Annotated in this window: 16 protein-coding genes, 1 rRNA gene and 1 pseudogene; 14 read left to right on the plus strand and 4 right to left on the minus strand. The window is 73.5% G+C overall.

Features of this window, described 5'->3' with window-relative positions:
* The 3 genes and pseudogenes from rrf to ACIA6C_RS23655 all read left to right on the plus strand — a co-directional run.
* Nucleotides 1-105, plus strand: a 5S ribosomal RNA gene (gene rrf, locus ACIA6C_RS23645); the annotation flags it as partial.
* 106 nt (nucleotides 106-211) lie between these two features.
* Nucleotides 212-1,033: pseudogene (locus tag ACIA6C_RS23650) on the plus strand (hypothetical protein); the annotation flags it as partial.
* 450 nt (nucleotides 1,034-1,483) lie between these two features.
* On the plus strand, nucleotides 1,484-2,341 hold the full coding sequence (locus ACIA6C_RS23655; RefSeq protein WP_366079942.1) for a hypothetical protein: 858 nt from the start codon (nucleotides 1,484-1,486) through the stop codon (nucleotides 2,339-2,341).
* A 75-nt stretch (nucleotides 2,342-2,416) separates the two neighbouring features.
* Here the strand turns inward: ACIA6C_RS23655 and ACIA6C_RS23660 are convergent, their stop codons facing one another.
* Entirely contained in the window at nucleotides 2,417-3,688 is a 1,272-nt protein-coding gene (locus tag ACIA6C_RS23660; RefSeq protein ID WP_399278715.1) for a DUF1015 family protein, read from the minus strand.
* A 120-nt stretch (nucleotides 3,689-3,808) separates the two neighbouring features.
* On the opposite strand from ACIA6C_RS23660, the gene ACIA6C_RS23665 reads away from it, so the two are divergent.
* The 4 genes from ACIA6C_RS23665 to ACIA6C_RS23680 all read left to right on the plus strand — a co-directional run bounded on the left by ACIA6C_RS23665 (nucleotide 3,809) and on the right by ACIA6C_RS23680 (nucleotide 7,854).
* The gene (locus ACIA6C_RS23665; RefSeq protein WP_399278717.1) at nucleotides 3,809-4,843 is read left to right on the plus strand and encodes an HAD-IIA family hydrolase; all 1,035 of its coding nucleotides are present in this window, start codon (nucleotides 3,809-3,811) and stop codon (nucleotides 4,841-4,843) included.
* A 64-nt stretch (nucleotides 4,844-4,907) separates the two neighbouring features.
* A complete protein-coding gene (locus ACIA6C_RS23670; protein ID WP_399278719.1) occupies nucleotides 4,908-5,954 on the plus strand; it encodes a FecCD family ABC transporter permease in 1,047 nt (348 codons plus the stop codon).
* On the plus strand, nucleotides 5,951-7,027 hold the full coding sequence (locus ACIA6C_RS23675; RefSeq protein ID WP_399278721.1) for a FecCD family ABC transporter permease: 1,077 nt from the start codon (nucleotides 5,951-5,953) through the stop codon (nucleotides 7,025-7,027). The genes ACIA6C_RS23670 and ACIA6C_RS23675 overlap by 4 nt, the downstream gene beginning before the upstream one ends.
* Nucleotides 7,024-7,854 (plus strand): ABC transporter ATP-binding protein, encoded by an 831-nt coding sequence (locus tag ACIA6C_RS23680; RefSeq protein WP_361133000.1) that lies wholly within the window; start codon nucleotides 7,024-7,026, stop codon nucleotides 7,852-7,854. The genes ACIA6C_RS23675 and ACIA6C_RS23680 overlap by 4 nt, the downstream gene beginning before the upstream one ends.
* A gap of 58 nt (nucleotides 7,855-7,912) precedes the next feature.
* Here the strand turns inward: ACIA6C_RS23680 and ACIA6C_RS23685 are convergent, their stop codons facing one another.
* Nucleotides 7,913-8,260 carry an SCP2 sterol-binding domain-containing protein gene (locus ACIA6C_RS23685; protein WP_366079917.1) on the minus strand — a complete coding sequence of 116 codons (348 nt, stop codon included), beginning with the start codon at nucleotides 8,258-8,260 and terminating at the stop codon, nucleotides 7,913-7,915.
* Nucleotides 8,261-8,324: 64 nt separating this feature from the next.
* On the opposite strand from ACIA6C_RS23685, the gene ACIA6C_RS23690 reads away from it, so the two are divergent.
* The 5 genes from ACIA6C_RS23690 to ACIA6C_RS23710 all read left to right on the plus strand — a co-directional run bounded on the left by ACIA6C_RS23690 (nucleotide 8,325) and on the right by ACIA6C_RS23710 (nucleotide 13,465).
* Nucleotides 8,325-8,585 (plus strand): hypothetical protein, encoded by a 261-nt coding sequence (locus ACIA6C_RS23690; protein ID WP_399278724.1) that lies wholly within the window; start codon nucleotides 8,325-8,327, stop codon nucleotides 8,583-8,585.
* A 7-nt stretch (nucleotides 8,586-8,592) separates the two neighbouring features.
* Entirely contained in the window at nucleotides 8,593-9,408 is an 816-nt protein-coding gene (locus ACIA6C_RS23695; RefSeq protein WP_361133009.1) for a TlyA family RNA methyltransferase, read from the plus strand.
* A 50-nt stretch (nucleotides 9,409-9,458) separates the two neighbouring features.
* Nucleotides 9,459-10,373: an NAD kinase gene (locus ACIA6C_RS23700; RefSeq protein ID WP_399279096.1), complete on the plus strand. Its 915-nt coding sequence runs from the start codon at nucleotides 9,459-9,461 to the stop codon at nucleotides 10,371-10,373.
* A gap of 94 nt (nucleotides 10,374-10,467) precedes the next feature.
* Nucleotides 10,468-12,186 (plus strand): DNA repair protein RecN, encoded by a 1,719-nt coding sequence (recN, locus tag ACIA6C_RS23705; protein ID WP_361133762.1) that lies wholly within the window; start codon nucleotides 10,468-10,470, stop codon nucleotides 12,184-12,186.
* 148 nt (nucleotides 12,187-12,334) lie between these two features.
* A complete protein-coding gene (locus ACIA6C_RS23710; protein ID WP_399278727.1) occupies nucleotides 12,335-13,465 on the plus strand; it encodes a glycosyltransferase family 4 protein in 1,131 nt (376 codons plus the stop codon).
* 463 nt (nucleotides 13,466-13,928) lie between these two features.
* Here the strand turns inward: ACIA6C_RS23710 and ACIA6C_RS23715 are convergent, their stop codons facing one another.
* On the minus strand, nucleotides 13,929-15,551 hold the full coding sequence (locus ACIA6C_RS23715) for a PucR family transcriptional regulator (RefSeq protein WP_399278729.1): 1,623 nt from the start codon (nucleotides 15,549-15,551) through the stop codon (nucleotides 13,929-13,931).
* A 183-nt stretch (nucleotides 15,552-15,734) separates the two neighbouring features.
* On the opposite strand from ACIA6C_RS23715, the gene ACIA6C_RS23720 reads away from it, so the two are divergent.
* Nucleotides 15,735-17,273 carry an APC family permease gene (locus ACIA6C_RS23720; RefSeq protein WP_399278731.1) on the plus strand — a complete coding sequence of 513 codons (1,539 nt, stop codon included), beginning with the start codon at nucleotides 15,735-15,737 and terminating at the stop codon, nucleotides 17,271-17,273.
* Nucleotides 17,274-17,308: 35 nt separating this feature from the next.
* The gene (locus tag ACIA6C_RS23725; protein ID WP_399278733.1) at nucleotides 17,309-18,937 is read left to right on the plus strand and encodes an FAD-dependent oxidoreductase; all 1,629 of its coding nucleotides are present in this window, start codon (nucleotides 17,309-17,311) and stop codon (nucleotides 18,935-18,937) included.
* A gap of 3 nt (nucleotides 18,938-18,940) precedes the next feature.
* Here ACIA6C_RS23725 and ACIA6C_RS23730 read toward each other — a convergent pair whose 3' ends face one another.
* On the minus strand, nucleotides 18,941-20,323 hold the full coding sequence (locus tag ACIA6C_RS23730) for an FAD-binding oxidoreductase (RefSeq protein ID WP_399278735.1): 1,383 nt from the start codon (nucleotides 20,321-20,323) through the stop codon (nucleotides 18,941-18,943).
* Between the last annotated feature and the right edge of the window lie 53 nt (nucleotides 20,324-20,376).

Genomic DNA, 20,376 nt, shown 5'->3' on the forward strand with positions numbered 1-20,376 from the left:
AGCGTTAGGGAAACGCCCGGTTACATTCCGAACCCGGAAGCTAAGCCTTTCAGCGCCGATGGTACTGCAGGGGGGACCCTGTGGGAGAGTAGGACACCGCCGAACAATCTTTCAAAGGACCCTTGGTCCAGCGTTCAACGCTGGACCAAGGGTCCTTTTGTTTTTTCTACCTCTTTACGCCGAAGCGCGGCCATGGGTTGGTTGCGCGAGAATGACTAGCGGTACCCCGAAGACAGGAGTCACACCCATGTCCAACTCTCCCGACGATCGTCCGGAGCGCGAGCCTCGTCGCAACGACGGCGGTGACAGGGGCGGCTACCGCGGGGGCCGTGACGACCGTGGCGGTGACCGTGGTGGTTTCCGTCGCGATGACCGCGGTGGCCGTCCGACCGGTGGTGGCGGCGGCTTCCGCCGTGACGACCGTGGTGGGCGTCCCGCCGGCGGCGGTGACCGTCCGACCGGTGGTGGCTTCCAGCGCCGTGACGACCGTGGTGGCGACCGTCCCTCGTTCCGCCGTGATGACCGGGGTGAGCGTCCCAGCTTCCCGCGTCGTGACGACCGTGGCGACCGTCCGACCGGTGGTGGCTTCCAGCGCCGCGACGACCGTGGTGGCGAGCGTCCCAGCTACCCCCGTCGTGATGACCGTGGTGACCGCCCGACCGGTGGTGGCTTCCAGCGCCGCGACGACCGTGGTGGCGACCGTCCCTCGTTCCGCCGTGATGACCGGGGTGAGCGTCCCAGCTTCCCGCGTCGTGATGACCGTGGTGACCGTCCGACCGGTGGTGGCTTCCAGCGCCGCGACGACCGTGGTGGCGAGCGTCCCAGCTACCCCCGTCGTGATGACCGTGGTGACCGCCCGAGCTACCCGCGCCGTGACGATGACCGTGGTGGGTTCCGCGGTGGCCGTGACGACCGTGGCGGGGACCGCCCCAGCTACCCCCGTCGTGACGACCGTGGCGACCGCCCCACCGGTGGTGGCTTCCAGCGCCGCGACGACCGTGGCGGCGACCGCCCCAGCTACCCCCGCCGCGACGACCGCGGTGGCGAGCGTCCCAGCTACCCGCGCCGTGACGACCGTGGTGACCGCCCGAGCTACCCGCGCCGTGATGACGACCGTGGTGGGTTCCGCGGTGGCCGTGACGACCGCGGCGGCGACCGCCCCAGCTACCCCCGTCGTGACGACCGTGGTGGCGAGCGTCCCAGCTACCCCCGTCGTGACGACCGTGGCGACCGCCCCACCGGTGGTGGCTTCCAGCGCCGTGACGACCGCGGCGGCGACCGCCCCAGCTACCCCCGCCGCGACGACCGCGGTGACCGCGGCGGCGACCGTGGTGGGTTCCGTGGTGGCCGCGATGACCGCGGTGGCTACCGCGGCCGTGACGACCGTGGTGGCGACCGCGACTTCCGCGCCGACCGCGACCGCGACCCGGTCAAGCGGCTCCCGATCGACGAGGACATCACCGGTCACGAGATCGATGCCGATGTGCGTCAGGAACTCCTGAGCCTGCCCAAGGGCCTGGCCGAGGAGGTCTCGCGCAACCTGGTCATGGTGGCCCGGCTGATCGACGAGGACCCCGAGCAGGCGTACGCGTACGCCCGTATCGCCCTGCGGCTCGCCTCCCGCGTCGCCGCCGTCCGTGAGGCCGCCGGCTTCGCCGCGTACGCCACGCAGAAGTACAGCGAGGCGCTCGCGGAGTTCCGCGCAGCCAAGCGGATGACCGGTTCCGTCGAGCTGTGGCCCGTCATGGCCGACTGCGAGCGCGGCCTGGGCCGTCCGGAGCGGGCACTCGCCATGGCCGGCGAGCCCGAGGTGCAGAAGCTGGACAAGGCCGGTCAGGTCGAGATGCGGCTCGTCGCCGCCGGTGCCCGCCGGGACATGGGCGAGCTGGACGCCGCCATCGTGACCCTGCAGAGCCCGGAGCTCGCTTCGAACTCCGTGCAGCCGTGGACCGCGCGTCTGCGGTACGCCTACGCCGACGCCCTGCTGGCGGCCGGCCGTGAGGACGAGGCTCGCGAGTGGTTCGCCAAGACGGCCGAGGCCGACAAGGACCAGGCGACCGACGCCTCCGACCGGCTCGCCGAACTGGACGGGGTCGAGTTCGTGGACGCGTCCCTGCCGGACGACGAGGATGACGTCGAGGGCCTCGACGCCGCCGACGACCTCGACCTCGACGAGGACGAGGACGAGGACGAGGAAGAGGACGACGCCGAGGTGGCGGCCGCCGAGCGCGCCGCCGACCAGGCCGAGTACTACGACGAGGACGACGAGGAGTACGAACCCCTCGACGAGGCCGACGCCGCCGACGCCGCGAAGCGGACCGAGGGCCGCGACAAGGCCTGACGGCTGAACTGAAAGGGCGGTACCCCCTTCCCGGGGGTACCGCCCTTTCGCATGTCCGCAGCCGCCTCGACCGGGTCAGTCCAGGCTGCGCAGGACCAGGCCCGTCGCCGGCTTGGGACCGAAGGACGTGGACTTGCGGGGCATCGTGACCCCCTGGCGGGCCAGGTCCCGGACCACGTCCTCCCGTACGGGGTGCAGCAGCACCGCCGTGCCGCCGTGGCGTTCGGCCATCTCCACGGTGGCTGCGGCGTCGTGGATGTAGGAGATGTGCTCCGGCTCGTCGGGGATCCGCCACAGGTCGTCGAGGAGGGCAGCGTGCAGGACCGTCGCGTCCAGCCGGCGCCAGGCCTCGGGGCGGTCGTGGCGGACGGTGCGCTCGATGAGGCCCGGGTCCGGGTCGGTGACCAGGTGGAAGGTGCCGTCGCCGGCGAGCAGGAAGGCGTTGCCGCGTTCCGACGCGTCGGTCAGGACCTCCAGGGCGAGCGGGAGCGGGCCTTCCACCGGGCGGATCCGGAACGATCCGCCGAGCGCGGCCATCGCCTGCGGCTTCGGCAGCCGGCGCAGCATCCGGTGGATGGCGCGGACCTGGAGCGGGTAGCGGGCGGTGTCCACGAGCAGGACGAGGCCGAAGTCCCAGGCGGTGGGCGAGGGGTGCTCCTGCTGGAGGCGCAGGTACGTCGCCCAGCGGTGGTGCCCGTCGGCGATGAGGGCCTGGCGGTGGCCGAGGTCGGCGGTGACGGCGGCCAGGTCGGCGGGGTCGGTGATGGCCCACAGGCTGTGCCGGAACCCGTCCTCGGTGACGGTGGAGAGCAGCGGCTCCCGCTGGGCGGTGCGTTCGATGACGGCGGCCGCGCCCGTGGCGGGGTCGCCGCCGCGGTAGGTCAGGAGGAGGGGTTCGAGGTTGGCCGAGGTGGCGCGCATCAGGCCGGCGCGGTCGGTGACCACGTGCGGCATGACGTCCTCGTGGGGCAGGACGATCCCGTCGTCGGCGGTGGTCAGGGCCAGGGCGCCGATGACGCCGCGCTGGAGCACTCCGGGCTTTCGCTGCTCGTAGACGTACAGGGCGGGCTCGGGGTCGGCGCTGAGGACGCCTTCGGCGAGCCAGTGGCGCATGGTGCGCGCGGCCTGTTCGTTGCGGGCGGCGGGGGTGTCGGCCTGGGGAAGGATCAGGCGGACGATGTTGTGCGGGTCGGCGGATTCGAGGTAGTCGACTCCGTCGGGTCGTACGACCACGTCGTAGGGCGGTGAGGTGACGGCGGCCAGGCTGCCGACGCGCTCGGGGTCATAGCGCAGTCCGTGGAAGGGGATCAGGCGCAGCCCTCGGTCCGCGATACCAGGTGTGGTCATTGGTGCATGGTAAGACGCGTCTCACGGTGCGGGATGATCGGGGGAGTGACTGAGCAGGGCAGTGCAGGGCAGGTACGGACAGAATCGATCGAAGATCGAGTGGACGAGGGAGCGGACACGATGACCCGGCAGAGCAGGACCAGTCCGGCGGGCAGTGAGCGGAGTCTGCACCAGGCGTACGACACCGCCCTGCTGGACCTGGACGGGGTGGTGTACGCGGGCGGGCGCGCCATCGCGCACGCGGTGGAGTCGCTGGGGACGGCCCGGGCGAAGGGCATGCACCTCGCGTACGTCACCAACAACGCGCTGCGGACCCCGGACGCGGTCGCGGAGCACCTGTGCGAGCTGGGTATTCCGACCGAGGCGGGCGAGGTGATCACCTCGGCGCAGGCGGTGGCCCGGCTGATCGCCGATCAGGTGGCGCCGGGGTCGAAGGTGCTGGTGATCGGCGGGGAGGGGCTGCGGGTCGCGCTGCGGGAGCGCGGGCTGGTGCCGGTGGAGTCGGCCGACGAGGAGGACCTGGCGGCGGTCGTGCAGGGGTACGGGGGCCCGGACCTGGCGTGGGGGCGGTTCGCGGAGGCTTCGTACGCGGTCAACCGGGGGGTGCCCTGGTACGCGTCGAACACGGACCTGACGATCCCGGGGGCGCGCGGGATCGCACCGGGCAATGGGGCCGCCGTGGAGGTGGTACGGATCGCCACGGGCGCGGAGCCGCAGGTGGCGGGCAAGCCGCTGCCGCCGATGCACCGGGAGACGGTGCTGCGGACCGGGGCGGAGCGGCCGCTGGTGGTGGGGGACCGGCTGGACACCGACATCGAGGGCGCGTTCAACGGGGACGTGGACTCGCTGCTGGTGCTGACCGGGGTGACGGACGCGGCGCAGCTGTTGCGGGCCGAGCCCAAGCACCGGCCGACGTACGTGGACCGGGACCTGCGGGGGCTGTTGACCGGGCAGCCGGAGGTCGTGGCGGCGGGGGAAGGGTTCCGCTGCGGCGCGTGGACGGCGGTCGCGCTGGACGGCGTACTCACTCTGCGCGGGGAGGACGGTGACCCGCTGGACGGGCTGCGGGCGCTGTGCGCGGCGGCTTGGACGGCGGCCGGGGAGGGTTCTTCGGCGCTGGACGCGCAGAAGGCGCTGGCGCGGCTGGGGTTGTAGCGCCCCGGGGCCCGACCGGCGGGCTCGCGCTCGTGCTCGTGCAGGATAGGCTAACCTAACCTGCGTGTTGGTCGAGAGTCCCCCCGAAGTGGGCGCCGCGCCCGTCGCCGCCGCCCGCGCCCGCCGAGGCGTCCGTGCCGCCGGTCTGCTGGCCGCGCTCGCCGTGCTGGCCGCGGTCGCGGTGGCGAGCGTCGCCGTAGGCGCCAAGCAGATGCCCCTCGACCAGGTCTGGCACGGCCTGTTCCACTACGCGGGCACCCCGGGCGATGTGGTGGTGCGCGACCTGCGGGTCCCGCGGACCCTCCTGGGCGTGCTGGTGGGCCTCGGCCTCGGGCTGTCGGGCGCGGTGATGCAGGCGCTGACCCGCAACCCGCTCGCCGAGCCCGGCATCCTCGGCGTCAACGCGGGAGCCGCGGCCGCCGTCGTCTCGGCGATCAGCTTCCTCGGGGCCTCCTCGCTCGGTGAGTTCGTGTGGTGGGCCTTCCTCGGAGCGGGGGTCGTCTCGGTCGTCGTGTACGTGCTCGGAGGCAGTCGCAGCGCGACGCCCGTCCGCCTCGCACTCGCCGGGACGGCGGCCAGCGCAGCCCTGGTCGGCTACATCAACGCCGTGCAGCTGATGGACAGCAAGGCCCTGGACAAGCTCCGCTTCTGGACGGTCGGTTCGCTGGCGTCGGCCAACATGGACACCGTCCGGCAGGTCGCCCCCTTCCTGCTGGCAGGGGCGGTGATGGCGCTCGCGCTCGGCCGGCCGCTCAACGCCATGGCCATGGGAGACGACACCGCCCGGGCGCTCGGCGCGAACCTGACGGGGACCCGGATCGCGGCGATGGCCGCCATCACCCTGCTGTGCGGGGCGGCGACCGCCGCCTGCGGGCCGATCACCTTCGTCGGGCTGATGATCCCGCACCTGGTGCGGCTCATCACAGGCCCCGACATGCGCTGGGTCCTCGCCTACTCCGCAGTGCTCTCCCCCGTACTGCTGCTGGGCGCCGACGTCATCGGACGGGTCGTCACCCGCCCCGCCGAGCTGCAGGCCGGCATCGTCACCGCGCTCGTCGGCGGCCCGGTCTTCATCTATCTCGTCCGGCGCAAGAGGATGGCCCAGCTGTGACGCAGACGACCGGACCGAAGCCGGGCGGGGCCCTGAAGAGCCGGTCGCGGGTGCTGCGCGGCCCCGGTGGGACGGCGCTGCGGCTGGAGCCGCGCGCCCTGGCCGCGGGGGTGCTGCTGGCGGCCGTCGTGCTGGTCATGGCGATCGTGCTGATCGGCACCGGCGACTTCGAGATCGCGCCCTGGGACGTGGTGCGGACCCTGCTGGGGGAGGGCAGCCCCGCCGACGACTTCATCGTCAACGACCTGCGGCTGCCGCGGGTGCTGGTCGCGGTGCTCGTCGGGGCGGCGCTCGGGATGGCCGGCGCCGTCTTCCAGTCCGTCTCCCGCAACCCGCTGGGCTCCCCGGACCTGCTGGGCTTCAGCTACGGGTCGGCGGTCGGCGCGCTCGCCGTCATCACCCTCTTCCAGGGCGGCTCCGCCGCCGTGGCGGCGGGGGCGGTGGTCGGCGGCCTGCTGACGGGCGCCGGCGTGTACCTCGTCGCGTACAAACAGGGCGTCCACGGCTACCGGCTCGTGCTCGTCGGCATCGGCGCCAGCGCGATGCTCCTCGCCCTCATCCAGTACCTGCTGACCAAGGCGAAACTCGTGGACGCCACCCGGGCGACGGTGTGGCTGACCGGCTCGCTGGCGGGCCGGGACTGGTCGCAGGTGTGGCCGCTGCTGGCGACCTGCGCGGTGGTGTTCCCGCTCGCCCTCGGGCAGGGCAGGGCGCTGCGGATGATGGAGATGGGCGACGACGCCGCGTACGCACTGGGCGTCAGGGTGGAGCGGACCCGGATGCTGCTGATGGCGGCGGCGATCGTCCTGACCACGGCGGCCTCCGCCGCGGCCGGCCCGATCAGCTTCGTCGCGCTGGCCGCGCCCCAGCTGGCCCGTCGCCTGACCCGCTCCTGCGGCCCCAACCTGCTCGCGGGAGCTCTGATGGGCTCCGTGTTGCTGCTGGTGTCGGACTGGGCCTCGCAGCGGGCCTTCGGGGCGGATCAGTTGCCGGTGGGTGTGGTGACCGGGCTGGTCGGCGGGGTGTACCTGCTCTGGCTGCTCGTCAGCGAACGCAAGGCGGGACGTATATGAGCGACTCAAGGAGTGGGCAAGTGCAGCAGCGGCTGACCGCGCGGAACGTGACCCTCGGCTACGACCAGCGGGTCATCGCCGAGGACCTCTCGGTGGAGATCCCCGACAACTCCTTCACGGTGATCGTCGGCCCCAACGCCTGCGGCAAGTCCACACTGCTGCGCGCCCTGTCGCGGATGCTGAAACCGTCGGCCGGGCAGGTCCTGCTGGACGGCCAGGCCATCGCCTCGATGCCGGCGAAGAAGGTGGCCAAGACCTTGGGGCTGCTCCCGCAGTCCTCGATCGCGCCCGACGGGATCACCGTCGCCGACCTCGTCTCGCGCGGCCGCCACCCGCACCAGGGGCTGCTGCGGCAGTGGTCGAAGCAGGACGAACAGGTCGTCGCCGAGTCGATGGCCGCGACCGGTGTCGCGGAGCTGGCCGGGCGGGCGGTGGACGAGCTGTCGGGCGGGCAGCGCCAGCGCGTGTGGATCGCGATGGCGCTGGCCCAGCAGACCCCCCTGCTGCTGCTGGACGAGCCGACCACCTACCTGGACATCCAGCACCAGCTGGACGTCCTGGACCTGTGCGCCGAGCTGCACGAGAACCAGGGCCGGACGCTGGTCGCGGTGCTGCACGACCTCAATCACGCCGCCCGCTACGCCACGCACCTGATCGCGCTGCGCGGCGGGGTCGTCGTGGCCGAGGGACCGCCCTCGCAGGTGGTCACCGCCGAGCTGGTGGAGGAGGTGTTCGGGCTGCGCTGCCAGATCATCGAAGACCCGGAGACCGGCACGCCCCTGGTGATCCCGGCCGCCCGGAAGGCCCGTACGCGGCTGGCCGCCTGAGCCGGGTGCCGGGGCTGCCTCAGCCGGGTGCCGGACTGCCCGAGCCGGGTGCCGGGGCTCAGAGCAGGCTTTTGAGACGGAGCAGGTCGCGGAAGCCGGCCTCCAGCCTGACCCGGCCCGAGGCCCAGGCCCGGGCGAAGCGCAGCTCGCCGGCGACCAGCGCGAGCAGGTCGTCGCCCGTCATCGCGAGCCGGATGTCCGCCTTGGCGGCGGGCGGCCCCGCGGTGAGGGCGTCGACCCGGATCCGGCCTCCGTCGAGGCGGCCGGTGAAGGTCTGGTCCAGGTCGGTGATGTGGCAGCTGAGCGAGCGGTCGAGCGCGACCGCGCCGCGCACGTCGCCCCCGGCGCGGGCCAGGTTGTCTGAGAGTCGGTCGAGTGCCTCGCGGCACTCCTCGGTGGTAGCCATCGTGACCACGACCGTACCGCAGAGCCATACGTGGTCGCGGCGCGCTTCGCGGTAGCGTCGGACCATGACCGACCACGCACCGGAACCCGCCGCGGAGGTACCCGAGGGCCCCGCCGAGCCCGCCGGGCCCGCGCCGCTGGGCGTCGTACGCACCCCCACCGGCCACTCGGGGGTGGACGGTCTCCTGGAGCGGCTGGAGGCCGTCGACCACCTCACGGCGGACGGACACGCCGGGGTGTACGAGGATGTGCACAGGGGGTTGCGCGACGCGCTGACCGCGCTGGACGCACCGCCCGTCCCCGGACCGTACGAAAACAGGAGCTGAACCGAACGTGGCAGGAGTGGCACGCCGCCGCCTGGACGCCGAACTGGTACGCCGCAGCATGGCCCGCTCGCGCGAGCACGCGGCCCAGCTGATCGCCGCGGGCCGGGTGACCGTCGGCGGCACCACCGCCACCAAGGCGGCCACCCAGGTCGAGACCAGCGCGGCCCTCGTCGTCCTCAAGGACGACAGCGACCCCGACTACGTCTCCCGCGGCGGCCACAAACTGGCCGGCGCCCTCGCGGCCTTCCAGCCGCTGGGCCTGGTCGTCGAGGGCCGTCGGGCGCTGGACGCCGGCGCCTCCACCGGCGGGTTCACCGACGTGCTGCTGCGCGCCGGAGTCGCCCACGTCATGGCCGTGGACGTCGGCTACGGGCAGCTCGCCTGGTCCCTGCAGAGCGACGACCGGGTCACCGTCAAGGACCGCACCAACGTCCGCGAGCTGACCGTCGAGCTGCTCGACGGGTCTCCCGTGGACCTGGTCGTCGGGGACCTGTCCTTCATCTCCATCGGCCTGGTGCTGCCCGCGCTCGTACGGTGCTGCGCGCCCGGAGCGGACCTGGTGCTGATGGTCAAGCCGCAGTTCGAGGTGGGCAAGGACCGCCTCGGCAGCGGCGGAGTGGTGCGCAGCCCCGAGCTGCGCGCCGAGGCCGTGCGGGACGTCGCGGCGCAGGCCTGGAAGCTGGGGCTGGGGGTGCTCGGGGTCACCGCGAGCCCGCTGCCCGGGCCGTCGGGCAACGTCGAGTACTTTCTGTGGCTGCGGGCGGGGGCACCGGCACTCGACCCGGGGGATGTCGATCGTGCAGTGGCGGAGGGGCCGCAGTGACCGAGGCAGCGGGAACAGCAGAAGCGGGAACGCCGGAAGCGGGCGGGGCGCTGGGCGCGGCGGATTCGACGGCGGGGCGGACCGTCTTCCTCGTCGCGCACACCGGGCGGCCGGCGGCCATCCGCAGCGCCGAACTCGTCGTGCAGGGGCTGCTCAAGTCGGGGCTGGGGGTACGCGTCCTCGCCGACGAGGCGGTGGACCTGCCGCTGGCGCCCGGGGTGGAGCTGGTCGCCGAGGCCACGCCCGAGGCCCTGGAGGGGTGCGAGCTGCTCATCGTGCTGGGCGGCGACGGGACCCTGCTGCGCGGCGCGGAGTTCGCCCGCGGCTCGGGGGTGCCGATGCTGGGCGTCAACCTGGGCCGGGTGGGGTTCCTCGCCGAGGCCGAGCGGGACGACCTGGACAAGGTCGTGGACCGGGTGGTGACGCGCGCGTACGAGGTCGAGGAGCGGATGACCCTCGACGTCCTGGTGCGGACCAACGGCGACGTGGTCCACCGCGACTGGGCGCTGAACGAGGCCGCCGTCCAGAAGGTGTCCCCGGAGCGGATGCTGGAGGTGGTCCTGGAGATCGACGGGCGCCCGGTGTCCGGCTTCGGCTGCGACGGGATCGTCTGCGCGACGCCGACGGGCTCGACCGCGTACGCCTTCTCCGCCGGCGGGCCGGTGGTCTGGCCGGAGGTGGAGGCGCTGCTGATGGTGCCGATCAGCGCGCACGCGCTGTTCGCCAAGCCGCTGGTGACCTCGCCGGACTCGGTGCTGGCGGTGGAGGTGCAGACCGGGACCCCGCACGGGGTCCTGTGGTGTGACGGACGGCGCACGCTGGAGCTGCCGTCCGGGGCGCGGGTGGAGGTCCGGCGCGGGACGGTGCCCGTGCGGCTCGCCCGGCTGCACCACGCTTCCTTCACCGACCGGCTCGTGGCGAAGTTCGCCCTGCCCGTTTCGGGCTGGCGCGGTGCGCCGCATTAGTGCCGCTATTAGCACATCCGTTCGGGAAACTCTCGAAGGGTGACGTCGCATGGCACCGCTGAAACCTCGGTATCGTCGTCCCGTGCTTGAGGAGATGCGGATACGGTCGCTCGGGGTCATCGACGACGCGGTGGTCGAGCTGTCGCCCGGTTTCACCGCGGTGACCGGCGAGACCGGCGCGGGCAAGACGATGGTCGTCACCAGCCTCGGGCTGCTGCTCGGCGGTCGCGCCGACCCGGCCCTGGTGCGGATCGGGTCCAAGGCGGCCGTGGTCGAGGGCCGCGTCGTGCTGCCGCCCGGCGCCTCCGCCGCCCTGCGGGCCGAGGAGGCCGGTGCCGAGCTCGACGACGGCGCCCTGCTGATCAGTCGGACCATCTCCGCCGAGGGACGCTCGCGCGCCCACGTCGGCGGGCGCTCCGTACCCGTCGGGCTGCTCGCCGAACTCGCCGACGACCTCGTCGCCGTCCACGGACAGACCGACCAGCAAGGGCTGCTGCGCCCGGCCCGCCAGCGCCAGGCGCTCGACCGGTACGCCGGGGACGCCGTCGCCGTCCCCCTGGAGAAGTACACCGGCGCCTACCGGCGGCTGCGCGCGGTCGCCGCCGAACTGGAGGAGATCACCACCCGGGCCCGGGAACGCGCCCAGGAGGCGGACCTGCTGCGGTTCGGGCTGGACGAGATCGCGGCCGTCGAACCGCTGCCCGGTGAGGACGCCGAACTGGCGGCCGAGGCCGAGCGGCTCGGCCACGCCGAATCCCTCGCCTCGGCTGCGCAGGCCGCGCACGCCGCCCTCGCGGGCAACCCCGAGGACCCGGAGGGCATCGACGCCAACACGCTCGTCGCGGGCGCGCACCGGGCGCTGGAGTCCGTACGGGCCCACGACCCGGCGCTGGGCGCGCTCGCGGAGCGCATCGGGGAGCTGGGCATCCTGCTGGCCGACGTGGCCGGGGAACTCGCCGGGTACGCCGACGACCTCGACGCCGACCCGCTGCGGCTGGCCGCCGTGGAGGAACGCCGGGCGGCCCTCACCCAGCTCACCCGCAAGTACGGGGACTCCATCGACTCCGTCCTCCAGTGGGCCCAGCAGGGCTCCGCGCGGCTGCTGGAACTGGACGGCGACGACGAGCGGATCGCGGAGCTGACCGCCGAGCGGGACGGACTGCGGTCCGAACTCTCCCAGCTCGCCCAGGCGCTGACGGACGCCCGGGTGGAGGCGGCCTCGCGGTTCGCGTCCGACGTCACGGCCGAGCTGGCCTCGCTGGCGATGCCGCACGCCCGGGTCACCTTCGACATCCGCCAGACCGAGGACCCCGAAGGGGTCGAGGTCGACGGCCGGCCCGTCGCGTACGGGCCCGCGGGCGCGGACGAGGTGGAACTGCTGCTGGCCCCGCACCCCGGCGCCCAGCCCAGGCCGATCGCCAAGGGCGCCTCGGGCGGTGAGCTGTCGCGGGTCATGCTGGCGGTGGAGGTCGTCTTCGCCGGGTCCGACCCGGTGCCGACGTACCTCTTCGACGAGGTCGACGCGGGCGTCGGCGGCAAGGCGGCCGTGGAGGTCGGGCGGCGGCTCGCGAAGCTGGCCCGCTCGGCGCAGGTCGTCGTCGTCACCCACCTGCCGCAGGTGGCGGCCTTCGCGGACCGGCAACTGCTGGTGGAGAAGACGGTCGACGGATCGGTGACGCGCAGCGGGGTGACCGTGCTGGAGGGCGAGGACCGGGTCCGCGAACTGTCGCGGATGCTGGCCGGCCAGGAGGACTCCGAGACGGCGCGCGCACACGCCGAGGAACTGCTGGCGGCGGCCCGCGCGGACGGCTGACGGCCGCGGGGTGTAGCCCGTGTGGGTGAGGCCGGAGGGTGTCCGGCCCCCTCTCACGCGGGATACGCGCTCGTATGGGCACGGAACGCGCGTGCGGACTGGCATCCTGGGCGACGTCTCTGACTCCCTCATCCTGGAGCTTCGGCCCGTGAGCAGCTCCCCGGTCCCGCCGCCCGTGCCCGCGCAGCCGTACGGGCGCGAACCGCTGCGTACCGTCCAGGTCCTCGGCGGTTCCGGGGCGGGGAGCTGTGCGCACGTGCGCTCCCTCGCGACGGGGCTCGCCGCGCGGGGCGTACGGGTCACGGTGTGCGCCCCCGTCGAGGCGGAAGGCGCGTACGACTTCACCGGCGCCGGGGCCGAGTTCACACCCGACGCGGCGGCCGCGCTGCGGGCCGCCTGCGCGGGGGCCGACCTGGTGCACGCGCACGGCGTACGGGCCGGGATGCGGGCCGCGCTGGCGCTGCGCGGGGACCGGCGCGGGCGGCGGGCACCGCTGGTGGTGACCTGGCACGGCGGCGCCCCCGAAACGGCGGGCGCGCTCGGGCAGATGAGCCGGCTGCTGGAACGGCACGTGGCGCGGGCGGCCTCGGTGGTGCTGGGCGCCTCCTCCGACCAGGTCGACCTGGCACGGCTGCGCGGGGCGCGGGACGCACGGCTGGCGGCGGTGGCCTTACCGCTGGCGGCGGGGCCGGAGCCGGCGGTGGAGCCGGAAAAGGTGCGGGCGGAACTGGGCGCGGTGGAAAGGCCGTTGCTGGTCGCGGTCGGCAGTCTGGTGGCGCGGCGGGGGTACGGGCTGCTGCTGGAGGCGGCGCGGGAGTGGCGGGCGCTGGACCCCGTGCCGCTGCTGGTGATCGCGGGGGAGGGGCCGTTACGGGCGGAGCTGACCCGGCGCATCGAGGCGGAGGGCCTGCCGGTACGGCTGCTGGGGCGGCGCCGGGACGCGGACCGGCTGCTGGCGGCGGCGGACGTGGCGGTGCTGCCGAGCCGCTGGGAGGGCCGGTCACTGCTGGCGCAGGAGGCCCTGCGGGCCGGGGTGGCGCTGGTGGCCACGCGGGTGGGGGGCGTGCCGGAACTGGTCGGGGACGCGGCGGTGCTGGTGCCGTACGGGGACGCGGGGGCCCTGGCGGCCGCGGTGACGGGCCTGCTCGCGGACCCGGCCCGCCGGGTGGCGCTCGCCGCGGCGGGGCGGGCGCAGGCGGCGACGTGGCCGTCGGAGGACGACACGGTGGCGCAGGTCCTGTCCGTCTACGACGAACTGACGGCCCGCCGCCGCCCCTGACCAGCCGCCGGCCCTGTCCCCCGCACCGGTGCTCGCCCCGCCGCCGCCCGGACGCCCCCCTGCGAGCCCCGCCCGCCCCCGCGCCTCAATCGCCGGCGGGGCTGGATGGGCCTCGGGTTCTGCCCGGTCCTGCGCCTCAATCGCCGGCGGGGCTGGAAGTGCTCCGGGGCTTGCCCAGTCCTGCGGCTCAATTCCCGGCGGGGGCCGGAGGAAGTTGCAGGCCTCGGGGCGGGGGGATTCAGCCTCGCCGGCGATTGAGGCGCGGGGTCTGGGGCGGAGCCCCAGGACGACGGCGCGGGCGTACCCGTCGGCCGCACCCCCGCCCCGGCTTCGCCGGACGGAGTTCGGCGCAGCGACGCGAAGCCGGCAAGGCGCCCCGGCGCCGAGCCGTGCGAGCGGCGCGTCAAGGAGGAGAGCGGCGCGTCAAGGAGGAGGGCGGCCCGTCAATGAGGAGGGCGGCGCGTCAAGAAGGAGTGGCGTGGCGGCGGGCGCGGAGGGCGAGGCTGAGGGAGAGGACCGTCTCCGGGTCGTCCAGGTCCGTGCCCAGGAGCTCCGAGATGCGGGCCAGGCGGTTGTACAGCGTCTGGCGGTTCAGGTGGAGCTCGCGGGCCGTTTCCGCCTTGCGGCCCGCATGGGCCAGGTACGTCTCCAGCGTCGGCAGCAGAGGCGGCCGGGACGTGGCGTCGTGTACGCGCAGTGCCCCGATCGCGCGGTCCACGAACGCCGCCAGGTCGGGGTGTTCCCGCAGCCGCCACAGCAGCAGGTCGATGTCCAGGCGGCGCGCGTCGTACCAGGGCCGGGCCGGCAGGCCATGGGCCGCCGTCGCCGTCTCCGCCGCGTGCCGAAGGCCCGCCGAGGCCGCCGCCCAGCTGCCGGAGACGCCGACCACCACCGCCGGCGGCGCCCCCGCCCGGTCCAGGCCCGCGCGTTCCACCCCCGCCCGCAGCGCGGCCGCGACCCGGTCCGCCACCGTCGTGCGCTCCGCTTCCGAGCGCAGGGAGACCAGCAGCGGAACCCTTCCCTCCACCGGGCGGACCCCGAGGAGCACGGGTACGCCGACCGCCGACAGTTCCTCCAGCACCGCCCGGGCCAGCACCGCCCAGTTCCCCGCCGGCCCCAGGTCCGAGGACAGCCGCATGACCACCGGCAGCAGCGGCCCCGCCCCGGGCTTGAAACCGAGCACGCGCGCCTGCGCCGGGGCGTCCTCCGCCGAGATGCGCCCCTCGGCCAGGTCCGTGAGGAAGTCGCCCCGGCCGCGCGCTGCCAGCTCGTCCTCCTGGCGGGCCTGCATCAGCACCACCGCCAGCACGCCCGCCGTCCGCTCCGCCGCCATCCGGTGCACCGGCAGCAGCGGTGACGAGACGCCCAGCAGGACGACCCGGGCGCGGACCGACCCCGTGCCGTGACCGCCGCCCGGGACGTCGATGACCACGGTGTTGGCGGACGGCTCTGCCTCACGCTGGCCCCGCAGGCCCTCCCACACCTGGAGCGGGTCCGCCGCGGCGTCGCCGCCCGCGGGACCGGCCGCGTACAGCAGCTGCCCGTCGGGGGTCTCCAGGAAGACCGGGTTCGCCGTGAAGTCGGCCACGATGCGCAGCACCTGCGGGATCCCGCCACCGCCCAGCAGCGCCTCCGTACACCGCCGGTGGACTTCCTCGGCGCGCTGGAGCAGCGCGTAGTGCCCGTTGACGATCTCGGTGTGGACTTCCTCCGTCACCGTGACGAAGGGGACTTCCCGGTGCAGCTGGACGAGCGGCAGGCCGGCCGCGCGGGCGGTCTCGACGATGGTCGCGGGCAGCCGGGTGAAGCGGGGCCCCAGCTCGACGACGAGCGCGGCGATCCCGCGGTCGGCGAGGCGCCGTACGAAGGCCCGTTGCTCGGCGGGCCGGGTGCCCAGACCCAGCCCGGTGGTCAGCAGCAGCTCCCCGCCCTTGAGCAGCGACGCGATGTTGGGGACCTCACCCGCATGCACCCAGCGCACCGTGCGGCCCAGGCGGTCGGCGCAGGCCACCACCTCCGGCAGCCCGCTGCGCAGTCCCGGCAGTTCCAGCGCCCGCTGAACAGTGATGCCGCCCTGATTGTCCATATCGCGGGACGGTACCGCCCGCCGTGTTCCCCACACATCACCGGGCGGTTGCGAAGCCCGAACTGTCCACTTCCGGCCCGACAACTCGTATGACACGCAAGGAGATTATCGGACCGCTTGCCGATTGTGGCGTGCGTCACGCACCGACAGAGTGGCGCCTCACCCGACAGGAACGAGGACGGCATGAGCACAGACGTCACCGGCACCCCGCCCACGGCGACCGGAGGACCCCGGGTCCAGCGACTCAAGGCCAATTCCGTAGGCCTGGTCGGGGTGGTCTTCATGGCGGTCGCCACCGCCGCGCCGATCACCGCGATGACCGGCAACCTCCCGATCGCGGTCGGCTTCGGCAACGGCGTCGGAGCCCCCGCCGGCTACCTGTTCGCGACCGCCGTGCTCACCGTCTTCGCCGTCGGCTACGTCGCCATGGCCAAGCGGATCACCGCCGCCGGCGCGTTCTACGGGTACATCTCGCACGGCCTCGGCCGGATCGCCGGCATGGCCTCCGGGATGCTCGCCGTGCTCGCCTACATCGTCTTCGAGGCCTCGATCGTCGGCGTGTTCTCCTACTTCGCCAAGACCACCGTCCAGGACCAGCTCGGCGTCGACCTGCCCTGGGTCCTCTACGCCGCCGCGATGCTCGCCGTCACCGCGGTCCTCGCCCACTTCGACATCAACCTGACCGCCAAGGCCCTCGGGGTGATGCTGGTCGCCGAGATCGCCGTGCTCTTCGCCGTCGCCACCGCCGTCCTGATCGCGGGCGGCGGCCCCGACGGCATCCCCGTCGAGCCGGTCAACCCGAAGAACGCCTTCACCGGCGCCTCCGCCGGGCTCGGTCTCTTCTTCGCCTTCTGGTCGTGGGTGGGCTTCGAATCCACCGCGATGTACGGCGAGGAGTCCCGCGACCCGAAGCGGGTGATCCCCAAGGCGACCTTGATCTCCGTCGTCGGCGTCGGCCTCTTCTACATCTACGTCTCCTGGATGACCATCAGCGGCAACGGCCTGGCCAAGTCGGTGGAACTCTCGGCCTCCGCGCATCCGCTCGACCTGTTCTTCGCCCCCACCGAGACCTTCATCGGCGGCTGGGCCGTGAACGCCTTCCAGTGGCTGCTGCTGACCGGCTCGTTCGCCTGCGGCATGGCCTTCCACCAGTGCGCCGCCCGCTATCTCTACGCCATCGGCCGTGAGGGCTTCCTGCACCCCGCCCTCGGCCGCACGCACGCCGAGCACGGTTCCCCGTACGTCTCCTCGGTCGTGCAGACCGCCATCGCGACCGCCCTGGTCGCCCTGTTCTGGCTCACCGGCCAGGACCCGTACATCCACCTCTACACGCTGCTCGCGATCCTCGGCACGATGGCGATCCTCATCGTCCAGACTTTGTGCTCCTTCGCGGTGATCGGTTACTTCCGCAAGAACCACCCCGAGGACCGGCACTGGTTCAAGACGTTCACGGCCCCCCTGATCGGCGGGATCGCGATGGCCGCCGTGGTCGTCCTGCTGGTCGTCAACATGGAGACCGCCGCCGGTCTCGCCGCCGACTCCTTCTTCTTCACCCTCATCCCGTGGATCGTCGGCGTCGTCTTCTTCGGCGGCCTGGGCCTGGGCCTGTGGCTCAAGCTCAAGGCCCCCGAGCGCTACGAGATCATCGGCCGCGTCGTGCTGGAGGACGCCTCCGAACGCGCCGAAGACCCCGCGCCGTCCGCCGCGACCACCCTGCGCTGACCGCACGAGCCGTCCACCGACAAGGAGCCCCCGCCATGGCCCGTACCCCCCAGATGCACGCGCTCCGCCGGCTCGCCGCCGAACACGCCGCCGCCCGCCGCCTCGGACTGCCCGTCGACGAGGTCCGCGGCCTCGGCCGCCGCGAACTGCTCGGCCGGGCCGCCGCCCTCGGTCTCGGGACCGTCCTCACCTCCGCCGCCGGCGCGTCCGCCGCCGAGTCCGCCCCCGCCCCCAAGCCGCCCGTCGCCCCCGCCCGCGTCGCCGTCGTCGGAGCCGGGATATCGGGACTGACCGCCGCGCTCACCCTCAAGGACGCGGGCGTCGGCTGCACGCTCTACGAGGCCAACCCCGCCCGGGTCGGCGGTCGCATGTACAGCCAGCGCACGCACTGGGCGTACGGCCAGACCTCCGAGATAGGCGGCGAACTGATCGACACCAGCCACAAGAAGATCCTGGAGCTGTGCCGGCGCTTCGGCCTCCCCGTCGAGGACTTCCTCGGCGGCGGGCCGAACGGTGCCGAGGAGATCCTCTGGTTCAAAGGCGCCTACTACCCCCGCAGCCAGGCGGACGAGGACTTCAAGGCCGTCTACCAGGCGCTGCACCGCGATCTCCAGGACGCCGGCGAGGTCTCCTGGAACTCCACCACCCCCGCCGGCACCGCCCTCGACAACATGACCCTGTACGAGTGGATCGAGACCCGTGTCCCCGGCGGCCACGGCTCGCGGCTCGGCAGCTTCATCGACGTCGCCTACACCGTCGAGTACGGGGCGGACACCGACCAGCAGTCCGCCCTCGCCCTGGTCCTGCTGATGGGCTACCAGCCCAACCCCGGCAACTTCAACGTCTGGGGCCTGTCCAACGAGCGCTACCACATCGTCGGCGGCAACGACCGGCTCCCCAACGCCATCGCCCAGGCCCTGCCGGCCGGTTCACTGGTGATGGGCCGCGAACTGACCGCCGTGCGCGTCTCGGCCGACGGCACCCAGACCCTGACCTTCAACGACTCGGGATCGGTGCGCACCGTCGTCGCCGACCACACCGTCCTGTGCCTGCCCCTGCCGATCCTCCAGCGGATCGACCTGTCGGGCGCCGGCTTCGACCCGCTGATGAAGAACCTGCTGCGCGACGCCCGCATGGGGTACTGCACCAAGCTCAACATGCAGTTCACCGCCCGGCCCTGGCGCGGCACCGGCCCCTGGCCGGGGGTATCGGCCGGCGACTGCTTCACCGACTCGCCCGTCCAGCAGGTCTGGGACACCACCAAGGTCCAGCCGGGCACGGGCGGCATCCTGCTCCAGTACGGCGGCGGGAGCCTCGCCGGGGCGCTCACCCCCGGCTCGCCCTTCGCCACCGAGGCCGACCCCTACGTGGGCGACCTCGCGGGCCGGGTCCTGACCGGCGTAGACGCCTTCTTCCCCGGCACCAAGGCCGCGTGGAACGGGCGGGCCCAGCTCTCGGCCTGGCACAAGAACCCGTACTCGCTGGGCGCGTACTCGTACTGGCCCACCGGCTACCTGCACCGGTACGCCAAGTACGAGGGAACCGCCCAGGGCCGGATCCACATCGGCGGCGAGCACTGCAGCTACGACTTCCAGGGGTTCATGGAAGGCGGCGCGACCGAGGGCGAGCGGGCGGCGCGGGAGGTGATCGCCGCACTGACGTGACCCCTACAGCGGCTTGACGTTGTGGTTGAAGCGGAAGACGTTGTCCGGGTCGTACTGACGCTTCACACTGCCCAGCCGCGCCAGGTTCTCGGCGCCGAGCCCGGCGGCCACCCGCTCGGCCCCCTCGTCCCCGGTGAAGTTCAGGTACACCGCGCCGGTGCTCCACGGCCGGGCGTCGGCGCGGACGTCCTTGACCCACTGCCGGCAGCGCTCGTCGTCGGCCGGGTCCTCCCAGATGCCGAAGGGGTGCACGGCCCAGGGCGCGTCGCGGTACGGCACCGGCCACTTCCGGGGGCCGGCCGCGATCGCGCCGCCCTGCGGCATGAGCAGGTGCTGGGTGCCCGTGGGGACCGGCATGGTCTCGCCCCGGGCGCAGAAGGCGTTCACGAACTCGTCCGGCAGCCCGGTCAGGTACTCGGCGGACCAGTAGTTCCGCATGTCGGGCGGATCGTCGAGCATGCACTGGAGATCGGCGTAGGGGATGCCCGTCACCATCTCCACCTCGTGGGGGATCGCCAGGAGCGGCCCGGCGAGCTTGCGGACCTCCTCCTCGGGGCCGGTGTAGGTCACCAGCGCGCCCGCCATCAGCTTCCCCACCAGGTGCGGCGGTACGAACTCCTCGGGCGGCCCGGTCAGGTAGAGCGCGGCGCCGCTCAGCTCGGGCGGCCCGGCCTCCACGACCTCCCGGAAGGCACGGATCACGTCGGGCCCGTGCTCGGGGAGGTAGAGCAGCAACGCGATGGACATGGCCGGCAGGTCGTGCAGGCGCAGGGTCAGCGAGGTCGCGACGCCGAAGTTCCCGCCGCCGCCGTGCAGCGCCCAGAACAGTTCCGGGTTCTCGTCGGCGGTGGCCTCCACCACGCTGCCGTCCGCGGTGACCAGTTCCGCGCCCAGCAGGTTGTCCACGGCCAGCCCGAACTTCCGGTCCAGCCAGCCGCTTCCGCCGCCGAGGACGAAGCCGCCCACACCCGTCGTGGAGGCCCGGCCGCCGGTGGTGGCCAGATCGTACGGCTGGCAGGCCCGGTCAAGGTGGCTCATCGTGGCTCCGCCCTCGACCCGTACGGCCTTGGCCGCCGGGTGGACGGTCACCTCGTGCATCCGGCGCAGGTCGATGACGACACCGCCGTCGTTGACGGCCATCCCGGCGACGCTGTGACCGCCACCGCGCACCGCGACGTGCAGGTCCAGGTCCCGCGCGAAACGCACGGCGGTGACGACGTCGCCGACGCTCTCGCACTGGGCGATGACGGCCGGCCTTCGGTCGATCATCGCGTTGAAGACGGTCCGGGCCCCGTCGTAGCCGGGGTCACCGGGAGCGAAGACCTCCCCGGCCAGATCCTCACGGAGCGCCGCGAGCGCCGTGGCCGCCTTGGAGAAGGGTGCCATGACCCACCCCTCCTTCCCTGGAGGGCGAAGAACCCTTCCAGCCTAGGCGGGAG

The sequence above is a fragment of the Streptomyces sp. NPDC051578 genome, from assembly GCF_044454045.1.
Lineage (GTDB): Bacteria > Actinomycetota > Actinomycetes > Streptomycetales > Streptomycetaceae > Streptomyces.

Bases quoted from the DNA above. Each gene is read 5' to 3' on its own strand.
- ACIA6C_RS23660 (WP_399278715.1), bottom strand. From the start codon at position 3,688: ATGACCACACCTGGTATCGCGGACCGAGGGCTGCGCCTGATCCCCTTC.
- ACIA6C_RS23665 (WP_399278717.1), top strand. From the start codon at position 3,809: ATGACCCGGCAGAGCAGGACCAGTCCGGCGGGCAGTGAGCGGAGTCTG.
- ACIA6C_RS23680 (WP_361133000.1), top strand. From the start codon at position 7,024: ATGAGCGACTCAAGGAGTGGGCAAGTGCAGCAGCGGCTGACCGCGCGG.
- ACIA6C_RS23685 (WP_366079917.1), bottom strand. From the start codon at position 8,260: ATGGCTACCACCGAGGAGTGCCGCGAGGCACTCGACCGACTCTCAGAC.
- ACIA6C_RS23690 (WP_399278724.1), top strand. From the start codon at position 8,325: ATGACCGACCACGCACCGGAACCCGCCGCGGAGGTACCCGAGGGCCCC.
- recN (WP_361133762.1), top strand. From the start codon at position 10,468: ATGCGGATACGGTCGCTCGGGGTCATCGACGACGCGGTGGTCGAGCTG.
- ACIA6C_RS23715 (WP_399278729.1), bottom strand. From the start codon at position 15,551: ATGGACAATCAGGGCGGCATCACTGTTCAGCGGGCGCTGGAACTGCCG.
- ACIA6C_RS23720 (WP_399278731.1), top strand. From the start codon at position 15,735: ATGAGCACAGACGTCACCGGCACCCCGCCCACGGCGACCGGAGGACCC.
- ACIA6C_RS23725 (WP_399278733.1), top strand. From the start codon at position 17,309: ATGGCCCGTACCCCCCAGATGCACGCGCTCCGCCGGCTCGCCGCCGAA.
- ACIA6C_RS23730 (WP_399278735.1), bottom strand. From the start codon at position 20,323: ATGGCACCCTTCTCCAAGGCGGCCACGGCGCTCGCGGCGCTCCGTGAG.